This window comes from [Clostridium] polysaccharolyticum, from assembly GCF_900111595.1.
GTDB lineage: Bacteria > Bacillota > Clostridia > Lachnospirales > Lachnospiraceae > Clostridium_AI > Clostridium_AI polysaccharolyticum.
Genome location: NZ_FOHN01000021.1, coordinates 42,831 through 50,975, shown reverse-complemented (window position 1 = coordinate 50,975; position 8,145 = coordinate 42,831). Strand labels below are relative to the sequence as shown.

The window sequence follows — 8,145 nt, the reverse complement described above, 5'->3', positions numbered from 1 at the left end:
GCAGTTATGCAGGTTTTACCTACTATTCATCCATAGGAATGTTTAATGTGCTTCATTCCTATAAAAGTGAAACATTAAACATCCAGTCTGTTTATTATAATTAAAGGAGTAAAAATCAATGTTTATGAAAAATAAAGCAAAGGTTCTTTTTCTGATTCTTGCTGTCTGTCTGTTAAGTGGCTGTGGAATGGTTAAAGAAAAGAAGGAAGCCACAGAAGCAGAACATAAGGAGGCTGTAATAAAGGAAGCCATATCCTGTATTGAGGAGAAAAAATATCCCCAAGCCATAGGGATGTTATCCCAAATTAAGGATGACAAAAAGGCAGAAGATTTACTGCGGCAGCTTCGCTATCTTATCTCTGGAACGTATCTTGCTAATTTAGATGATGGGGTGGCAGCTATTGATAACAGTGGAAAAGTAAGAATAAAAACAGATCATACTTATCGTAAGGATAATACATATAAGGAGAGTCTTGGCTGGGATAATATGAAAAGCCTTTCTTTTGCACAAGGCAGACTAGATGGGCTGGATCAAACGGGACGTATTTATTCAACAAAAGATACGGATCCTGCTTATATCTATGTTGCAGAAAAACTAAAATCCTATACAGAGATAGAAGGGATATCGACCGATTTTGATAATTATGTTTTGTTGTCTAAGACAGGAAAAATCGAAGCATTTTCTGAAAAATATGGGGAAGCACTTGAATATTTTAAAGAGGAAATTTCCACATGGACGGATGTGGTGAAAGTGGTAACAGGACAATTAAGGATTGCGGCATTGAAACAAGATGGCACCGTTTATATTGCAGATTACAATAAATATTATGGCGCAGATGGAACTGTGGATGATGAAGTGAACGACTGGACAGATATAGTGGATATTGCTGATGTTTTTGGAGGACCAATAGTTGGATTGAAATCCGATGGAACAGTAGTCTGTACCAAAGAGGAAATAAAAGGTCCAGATGGCAATCTGGTTAAAAATCCCCATGCCTTTCATGTATCTGGGTGGAATGATATTATTGCCATTTCCCAAAGCGGTTACAGTCTGCTAGGACTAAAGCGTGACGGAAGTGTAGTTGCTACTGGAGGAAATGCACATAAGCAGCTAGATGTTTCTGGCTGGCATGATATTGTGGCAATTGCTGCTGGAGACTGGATTTCAATTGGCTTAAAATCCGATGGAACAGTGGTGATCGCAGGGGACTGTGGCAAGCTTAATCCAGAAGATGTTTTTGGCAGGAAGGATTTGTATGTACCAACAGTCAAATACTGATAGATTCACAGTGTAAGCAAGGAAAGGAGAAAGCCACTTTATATTCCACGATATATTGGAATATAAGGTGGCTTAACTGGTAATATGGTAAAACGGAATCGTTCTGTTATTGCAAAACTGTCCTATAATTCAATTTAGAAGCATAAAGATTCCCATTCTTCCATAAGTTCTTCTAGCTTTGCTTCGATTTCTTTCTTCTCGTCATTTAATTTTATTAACTTGTTAACATTGGTATAGATATCTGCTTGGGAAAGAAGCTCATCAATCTCACCACTACGTTCTTCCAGACGGCTGATTTCATCTTCACATTTCTTAATCTGATTCTGGATTTTACGCTGCCGTGCCTGTTCTTCCTTTTGCTGTTTCCAATCCATTTTGCTGTCAGAGACAGAACTGGCATTAGAAGATGCGAAAGATTTGTCTGCCACCTGTTTTGAAGATATGGCAGAGCCATTGTCCTGCGAAAAGGCAGCTTTCTCCTGAACTTCTTTCTTTTCTAAATAATAATCATAATTTCCTATATAATTAAGGAATGTCTGATTAGTTAAGTCCAAAATACGAGTTGCTGTCTTGTTAATAAAATAACGATCATGTGATACATATAAGACAGTTCCTGTATAATTTTTAATAGCATTTTCCAATATTTCTTTAGAAGCAATGTCCAGATGGTTGGTAGGTTCATCCAGTATCAGCAAATTCGCTTCAGAAAGCATTAGTTTGGCAAGGGACAAACGGCCACGTTCCCCACCGCTTAATTCTTTAATCCGTTTAAAGACATCATCACCAGTAAATAGAAACGCAGCTAAAGTGTTACGAATTTGTGTATTATCCATATCAGGATAAGCATCATGGAGCTCATCAAATAGGGTTTTTTCCATGTTAAGCACCTGATGTTCCTGGTCGTAGTACCCGATTTTAACCTTAGAACCAAGTGTAATAGTACCGGAGTCAGCTTCTAAAAGACCATTGATAATCTTTAAAATAGTAGTTTTGCCAGTTCCATTTCCTCCGATGATGGCTACCTTTTCACTTCTCTTAATGTCAAAGCCAATATTTCTGAATAGCGTAAGCTGTCCAAAAGATTTGCTTAAATCACGGACAGTCAGAACATCGTTGCCACTTACTACAGAAGGCTCCAATGTAAAATGTATTTGTGCATCTTCGGTAACTGGCTTGTCTAAGCGGTCCATTTTATCTAACAGTTTTACACGGCTTTCTGCACGCTTAATGGATTTTTCACGGTTGAAGGAGCGTAACTTAGTGATTACTTCCTCCTGATGCTTGATTTCACGCTGCTGATTCTGGTACTGTTTGATTAGTGCTTCACGGATTAAATCCTTTTTGGTAATAAAATCCGTGTAATTCCCTTCGTAAACCCGGGCCTTTCCACGCTCTAATTCAATTACCTTGGTTACAACCCGGTCTAAGAAATAGCGGTCATGGGCAACAATCAATACAGTACCAGGATAATTAATCAGGTATGTTTCTAACCAGGCAATAGAATTTAAATCTAAATGGTTGGTAGGCTCGTCCAGCAGAATAATATCTGGTTTGGAAAGCAGGAGCTTCCCTAAAGAAACACGGGTTTTCTGGCCACCGGATAAAGTGGAAGTCTTTTTATCGAAATCCTCTTCTGTAAAGCCAAGTCCCTTTAGGACACCAGTAATTTCGCTTTTATAGGCATAACCATTGTTCATTTCGAATTCATGAGTGAGTTTAGAGTATTGATTCAACAGGCTTTCCAGTTTTTCTCCAGAAGCATGTTTCATTTCCGCTTCCATAGTTCTGATTTTCTGATCCAGTTCAATAACATATTGTTTTACTTCTAATAATTCCTCGTAAATGGTATTGGTGCTATCCAGTTCCTGATGCTGTGCCAGATAACCAGTAGTAGCACCTTTGGCTAAAATAACCTCACCATTATCCTGCTTAAGCTTCTGCATGATAATTTTAAGTAAAGTTGATTTTCCAGCACCATTGATTCCAACAATGGCCGCTTTTTCACGTTCGTTTATATGAAAAGACACGTTGGATAGTATCTTATCTGTTCCAAATGTTTTTGTTATATCTTTACATGCTAAAATCATATGATAACCTCTCCTTGTATGAAGATTATAAGAAAAATCACATTTTGTGTCAACTCTTGAGAAGCCTTTTACATAATCACAGGATTTGTGTTTATTTGTTTTTTAATCAACTTTTAGATAAGGGATTAATGTATTCTATTTCTTGTGAAATTATTGACATTATTTTTTGATTCCAATATAATATATGATGACATTATTTTGTAAAAAATGAATTATGGGTTTACAAGAAGGAGGTAACAAAGTGAATGATAAAGAAATTTCGTCAGCCGTGGTTAAGCGTCTGCCACGCTATTACCGTTACTTAGGCGAGTTGATGGAAAAAGATGTAGTTCGTATATCATCAAAAGAGCTTAGTGAAAAGATGAAAGTGACTGCATCACAGATTAGACAGGACCTTAACAACTTTGGTGGATTTGGCCAGCAGGGGTATGGATATAATGTAGAGTATCTGTATACGGAGATTGGAAAGATATTAGGTCTTGACCGCCATTACAAAGTCATCATAGTTGGAGCAGGTAATCTGGGACAGGCATTGGCGAATTATACCGATTTTGAGAAAAGAGGATTTCGTGTAGTCGGAATCTTTGATGTAAATCCAAGGCTTATTGGCATGACCATTAGAGGTATTGAAGTCCGGATTGTAGACGAATTAGAAACATTTGTGAAAGAAAACGGTGTGGATATTGCGGCACTTACCCTGCCTAAGACCAAAGCACCACAGATTGGTTCTGATTTGGTAAAATGGGGAGTTCGTGCGATCTGGAATTTTGCACCAACAGATTTGAATCTGCCAGATGACGTAATTGTGGAAAACGTTCATTTAGCTGAAAGCTTAATGCGTGTTTCCTACAATTTAAGAAATAGAGAAAGAGAACTTGAACAGGAACAAGTACTTGCCGGCATGGAAGAGAAATAACGTTTAGGGGGGGAGAGGGATTGAGAAAGAAAGAACGGGAACCTGATTATAGATCTTTTGTCAATAAGAAAAAAATTCCTATCATAACACTTGACCCAAAGTGGCATGAATTATTTCCGGATGACGCAAAGACAGCCGTTATCAGGCAATTGGAAAAGAAATTGAATGATCTGCTTAAGCAGCAAGGCAAATTAGTCAATGAAATAAAGGATATGAAAAAGCTTAAAATGCAGCTGATGAATCAGATTGTTGCAAGCATGGGAGAAGGGGCTACAGAAGAAGCGGAGCGAAAAAGAGGGAAAAAAACAGAAGTCAGCCAGAAAATGATTCTGGAGATAAACGATAAATTAGAAGTGAGAAACGATGAACTATTAGACATCCCTTACAAGATACGAGAAGCCAATGAACTTCTTGTAGTGGAATGCCTAAAGTACTGGTATTCACTGATTCAGGAAAATACAGCGGATATAAAGAAATTAGATTCCTGGATTATGTCTGTCAGGGAAGAATTGAAAAGCAGGCTTCTTGAAAAGCAGGAAAAAGAAGAAATAAATCAAAAAGTATATTCCTATATGCACAATTTACTAGGACATGATGTAATTAATAAATTTGACCACAGTTTTGTTGACAAAGGAAGCGATATAGAATGAAATATACAGCTGATGCCCAGACAATGAATGCAATTGACCGTTATACTATGGAGACAATAGGGATTCCATCTATGGTTCTTATGGAAAAGGCTGCTATGAAAGTAGCAGAGACCGTGGCAGAGCATATAGGACAGTCAGACAAAGTACTGGCAGTCTGTGGAAGCGGCAATAACGGTGGTGATGGAGCAGCAGCCGCAAGGCTATTGCATGAACAAGGCTATCACGCAGACATACTTCTGGCAGGAGAGGAGGAACGGGCATCCGAACAAATGAAAGCACAGCTGAATATTGCACGAAATCTTGGCATGTCTGTATACAATTCGGCCAAGATATGTGAATATACTGTGATAATAGATAGTTTATTTGGAGTTGGCTTAAAAAGAAATATCGAAGGAAAATATGCAAAGCTTATACAGGAAATCAATGAAAGCGGTGCACTGGCAGTATCCGTAGACCTTCCGTCAGGAGTAGATGCCACAAATGGAAAAATTTTGGGTATTGCAATTAATGCTGATTATACGGTAACATTTGGATGCCAGAAGAATGGCCTTATTTTGTTTCCGGGATGTTCTTACGCTGGTAAGGTGATCGTTGCAGATATTGGTTTTCCAAGGGCTGTAATAGAGCAGTTTGGAAAGAACAGTTTTTATTATGAGCCAGACGATCTGTTAAAACTGCCAGAAAGAAAATGGCGTTCTAACAAGGGAACATATGGTAAAGTTCTTGTAATTGCAGGCAGCGAAGATATTTGCGGGGCAGCGTATCTGTCTGCGAAGGCAGCTTACCGGACAGGAGCAGGACTTGTAAAAGTACTTACCCCAGCGTGTAATAAAGCGGTTATACAAAGTTTATTGCCAGAGGCATTGGTTTCAGCTTATGAATCAGGCGAAGTTAATTACAGATGGTTAAAAGAAGAGATAGATTGGGCAACGGCTGTTGTGATTGGACCGGGTATGGGAATGTCCCAAACTTCCAGGGAAATAGTTTTATTTGCAATTGAAAATGTAAAAAAGCCATTAATTATGGATGCAGATTCTATAAACCTGCTGGAAGATGAAGAAAAGTATGTTATAAATGATGAGATAAATCATAATACAGTCCTTCATTTGCCTTCTAATGTAATTCTTACACCTCATTTAAAGGAAATGTCAAGACTGACAAAACTGCCGGTAGAACATATCATATCAAATCTGTATGAAGTTGCAATGGAATACCGTAGCAGCTATGTTTTGGTGTTAAAAGATGCTAGAACCATTGTGGCAGACAAAGAGCGTATGTATTTTAATGTATCAGGAAATGACGGCATGGCTACTGGCGGTTCAGGTGATGTGCTGACTGGAATTATAGCGGCGCTTGCAGCTCAGGGGATGAGTAATTTTGACGCTGCAGCTATGGCAGTGTATATCCACGGACTGGCAGGAGATTACGCTGTGGATAAAACCAGCCGTTATAGTCTGATGGCAGGAGATTTAATTGATGCGTTATCATATGTTTTGTAAGGTTATAATAGATTGGAGACAGCGAAATGGATTATTATAGAGTACATGCGGACGTAAATTTAGATGCTATTTACAAGAACATTGAAGAGACAAAGAAGTTACTGAGCAATGATACTAAGTTAATGGTTATTATTAAGGCTGATGGCTATGGCCATGGTGCAATTCCAGTCGCAAAAGTCCTGGATCCTATTGTGGATGCATATGGAATTGCTATTATTGAAGAGGGAATTGAATTAAGGGAGAATGGGATAGCGAAGCCATTATTGATTTTGGGGGTAACGCCAGTTCCGTTATATAGCCAGTTAGTAGAATATGATATTATGCCTGCCATATTTTCATATGAAACTGCAGAAAAATTAGCTGAGGAAGCAAGAAAGCAGAATAAAACTGCAAAGATTCATATTGCGGCTGATACGGGAATGTCCCGTATTGGTTTTCCTGTAAATGAGGAAAGCATAAAAACAGTGCAGAAAATTGCAAAACTGGATGGGATTTCAATTGAAGGATGTTTTTCACATTTTGCGGCAGCAGATGAGAAAGACAAAACATTTACATTGCAGCAGATAAATAGATTTCAGTCATTTGTGGATGAATTAGAAGCAAACGGGGTACACATACCAGTTAAGCATTTATCCAATAGTGCTGGAATTATGGAGGTTCCAAATGCCCATTATGATATGGTCCGTTCAGGAATCAGTACTTATGGACTTTACCCTTCCGAAGAAGTAGATAAAAGTGCACTTAGATTATGTCCAGCAATGGAAATCAAAAGTTTTGTTACGTATGTGAAGACGTTAGATGCAGGGATTGGCATCAGTTACGGCCAGACATTCGTAACCAGGGAAAAAACAAGAGTGGCTACCGTACCAGTTGGTTATGCAGATGGGTATCCAAGAGCATTGTCCAATCAGGGGTATGTGTTAATTCATGGAAAAAAAGCTGCCATATTAGGAAGAGTCTGCATGGATCAGTTTATGGTTGATGTGACAGATATTCCTGGAGTATCCGAAGGGGATATAGTAACCTTAGTGGGAAAAGATGGGGATGAATGCATTACAGTTGAAGAATTAGCTGCAATGAGTCATTCATTCAATTATGAATTTGTATGTGACATTGGAAAACGTGTTCCAAGAGTCTACTATTATCGTGGTGAAAAAGCTGGTACTTATGATTTTTATCACTGCTCACAGGATACGTATAACATAAGTTTTTAGAAGTTGAATGAGTAGGAATTAGTTTTTGTAAGTAAAAATTTATATGCAAAAAATGAAGAGAGTTATTCGCAGAATGAAATTTTATGGAATACGAGAGAAAAAAGTGGTAACAATAAAAAGAAAAGCCATAAAATGGAGTGTGAATAATGTGATTATTAAGCGTGGAGATATTTTTTATGCAGATTTAAGGCCAGTTGTCGGGTCTGAACAGGGTGGCGTACGTCCAGTCCTTATTATTCAGAATGATACAGGAAACAGACATAGTCCAACCGTAATTTGTGCAGCGATTACATCTAAAATGAATAAGGCAAAGCTTCCTACACATGTAGAGCTTAATGCTGAAAAATATGGGATTGTAAAGGATTCCGTTATTCTTTTAGAACAAGTAAGGACAATTGATAAATCTCGTCTGAAAGAAAAAGTCTGTCATTTGGACGAAGATATTATGTTTAGAATTGATGAGGCATTATTAGTAAGTTTTTCTCTTGCCTAAGCTAAGG

At 38.1% G+C, this 8,145-nt stretch carries 7 protein-coding genes; 6 read left to right on the top strand and 1 reads right to left on the bottom strand.

Annotated elements, in window-relative coordinates:
• Positions 1-118: 118 nt before the first annotated feature.
• Complete coding sequence (locus tag BMY85_RS12005; RefSeq protein WP_092478520.1) at positions 119-1,279, top strand: RCC1 domain-containing protein; 1,161 nt, start codon at positions 119-121, stop codon at positions 1,277-1,279.
• Positions 1,280-1,413: 134 nt separating this feature from the next.
• Here BMY85_RS12005 and BMY85_RS12000 read toward each other — a convergent pair whose 3' ends face one another.
• Entirely contained in the window at positions 1,414-3,366 is a 1,953-nt protein-coding gene (locus tag BMY85_RS12000; protein ID WP_092478519.1) for an ABC-F family ATP-binding cassette domain-containing protein, read from the bottom strand.
• Between the two features lie 241 nt (positions 3,367-3,607).
• Between BMY85_RS12000 and BMY85_RS11995 the strand changes: the two genes are divergently transcribed.
• The 5 genes from BMY85_RS11995 (at position 3,608) to BMY85_RS11975 (ending at position 8,138) form a co-directional block, all read left to right on the top strand.
• On the top strand, positions 3,608-4,282 hold the full coding sequence (locus tag BMY85_RS11995) for a redox-sensing transcriptional repressor Rex (RefSeq protein WP_092478518.1): 675 nt from the start codon (positions 3,608-3,610) through the stop codon (positions 4,280-4,282).
• Between the two features lie 20 nt (positions 4,283-4,302).
• Complete coding sequence (locus BMY85_RS11990) at positions 4,303-4,932, top strand: hypothetical protein (protein WP_092478517.1); 630 nt, start codon at positions 4,303-4,305, stop codon at positions 4,930-4,932.
• Entirely contained in the window at positions 4,929-6,431 is a 1,503-nt protein-coding gene (locus BMY85_RS11985; RefSeq protein ID WP_092478516.1) for an NAD(P)H-hydrate dehydratase, read from the top strand. The genes BMY85_RS11990 and BMY85_RS11985 overlap by 4 nt, the downstream gene beginning before the upstream one ends.
• A 26-nt stretch (positions 6,432-6,457) precedes the next feature.
• Positions 6,458-7,645: an alanine racemase gene (gene alr, locus BMY85_RS11980; protein ID WP_092478515.1), complete on the top strand. Its 1,188-nt coding sequence runs from the start codon at positions 6,458-6,460 to the stop codon at positions 7,643-7,645.
• A 148-nt stretch (positions 7,646-7,793) separates the two neighbouring features.
• Positions 7,794-8,138 carry a type II toxin-antitoxin system PemK/MazF family toxin gene (locus tag BMY85_RS11975; RefSeq protein WP_143066378.1) on the top strand — a complete coding sequence of 115 codons (345 nt, stop codon included), beginning with the start codon at positions 7,794-7,796 and terminating at the stop codon, positions 8,136-8,138.
• Positions 8,139-8,145 lie beyond the last annotated feature (7 nt).